This window comes from Streptomyces sp. NRRL F-5755 (genome assembly GCF_001279365.1).
GTDB classification, from domain to species: domain Bacteria; phylum Actinomycetota; class Actinomycetes; order Streptomycetales; family Streptomycetaceae; genus Streptomyces; species Streptomyces rimosus.
Genome location: NZ_LGCW01000138.1, coordinates 1 through 2,210, shown reverse-complemented (window position 1 = coordinate 2,210; position 2,210 = coordinate 1). Strand labels below are relative to the sequence as shown.

Annotated in this window: 1 protein-coding gene; it reads left to right on the top strand. The window is 71.6% G+C overall.

Translation table 11 applies throughout. The annotated features are described in order from the left end of the window. Window positions 1–2,210 (top strand): toxin glutamine deamidase domain-containing protein (locus ADK86_RS43155; protein WP_267888795.1); only part of this gene is annotated, 2,210 nt, incomplete at both ends.

Here is a 2,210-nt window from a genome sequence, read left to right as displayed (position 1 = left end):
CCCGACCACAACCCCAACAACATCACCACCCAGCCGGCCCCCGACCACACCCCCGACGCAGCCCGCCCCAACCCCGACCACAACCCGAACAACATCACCACCCAACCCACCCCGGGGCCGTCGTCCCCCACCCACCCGGACGCGGCCACCGCCCCGGCGCCTGCCCCCGACACCGGTCATGCCCCGGACCGTTCGGCACCCGACCAGCCGATGCCGCGCCAGGACACCCCCGTCGGCACTCCCGACTCCGAGCCCAGGCCCTCCGCACCCAGCCCCGGCCCGGTCAGCGGCAATCCGCCGAGCAACGACGGTTCCGGCTCCGCCCCGAACGACAGCGGCTCCAGCAACGGCAGCGGTGGCGGACGCCCCTCCGTACCGCACGTCAGCGCGCCTCCCCAGGGCGCTCCTGTCCAGCACTCCCCCTCCAACAGCCAGCCCATACAGCAGCGCGACCCCGCACCGGGCGACCCGATGCCGCACGTGGGGGACGAAACCGAGCTGTCCACCCAGTCCGCGGCCACCGCGACGGCCCCGCCGCCCACCACCGCGCACACCCCCACACCCGACACGGGGCCCTCGCCCGCCCCTCAGCAGAACACCCCGCAGAACCCGGGTCCGGTGATGGGCGCCCCCACCGCCGTGCCCTCCCAGCCGGGCCCCGCCACCACGAGCTCCAGCACACCCCACAGGAACGCTTCTTCCCAGCCCAACCGCCGGCCCGACGGCCGTCGGCCCATTCAGGACGTCACCCAGCAACAGCGCCCCGAGCGCCCGGCCTACAACCCGCGTCTGGACGGCCCGCGCCGCGACACACCGACCACGCCGCCCGCCGACACCCGCCGCCCCGACGGCTCCCAGGCAATCCAGGACCACACACAGCACCCCCGCCCGGACCAGCCCCGTCCCGAACAGAACCAACAGCAGCAGCACAGCTCTGGGCCTGAACGGAACACGCCACGCCCCGAAACGCCGCGCTCTGGCACCCCTCGCCCGGATACGTCACGCCCCGACCAGAACCGCCCCCGCCCGGACGCCCAGCAACCCGCCGTCCCGCACCCGAACGCCCCCAACCCCTACCAGCAGCCTCACCATCCGAACCCGAACCCGAACCAGCCCGGCCCCCACCAGCCGCCCCAGCACCAGCCGAACCCGTACCAACAGCCACACCAAGCAACACCCCACCAGCAACCACACCAACAGGCTCACCAGCCCACCCTCCAGAGCCACCAGCCCAACCCCCACCAACAGCACCAACAGCCGCACCACCCCAACCAGCAGCACGCAGCTCCCCACCAACCGCACCAGGGACTGCCCCAGCACTACGCCCAGCAACCGCCACAGCCCCACCACGCCCAGAACCAGGCGCAGCAACAACAGCACCAACAGCCGTACCCCCAACAGCCCCCACAGCAGCAACAGCCTCCGGCTCCTCAGCACCCGCCGCGCCCGAGCTATCAGGACGTACGCAACAGCCTCAACCACCACCCGAGCGGCCTGTACGCGCCGTTCCCGCACGACCAGCAAGCGCTGCTGAACGTCGTCCCGCGCAACCCCGACGGCACCCCGCAGCTGCACCCGGACCCGTTCCAACCGTGGGCCCGCTACCAGAACGACGGCGGTACTCGGGTGCCCGGGCGTTCCAACAACTGCGCGGACTGCACCCGCTCATTCCTCGAGTCCTGGTACGGCAACCCGCAGGTCTCCGCGCCGCGTACGTTCGACAAGGACCAGAACGGCAACCTCGACCGGTTCAGCGGTGAGCGAGACGGTGCCCAGAACATCATGAACTGGGCGGGCACCCCCTTCCGCGACTCGGGGAACGGCGCGCAGGACAGCTATGCCCGCATCGCCGACGAACTCCGCCAGGCAGGCCATGGCGCCGGCGCTGCCGTCCTCGTCACCTGGCCGAAGAACCCTGACGGTACAGACGGCGGCGCGCACGTCTTCAACGCCGTCAACCACAACGGCCGTGTCATCTGGGTCGACAGCCAGACCGGCCAGATCAGCCAGCAGCCCATCCACACCCACGCCGACCGCGTCTGGCACCTGACCCTCGACGCCAACCGCAACCCCTACATCCCTGGCCAGACCCAGACCCCCGCCCCCCAGCAGTCACCGCACCAGCAGCAGCCGTACCCCCAGCAGTCACCGCACCAGCAGCAGCCGTACCCCCAGCAGACGCCTCACCAGCAGCCGTACCACCCACAGCC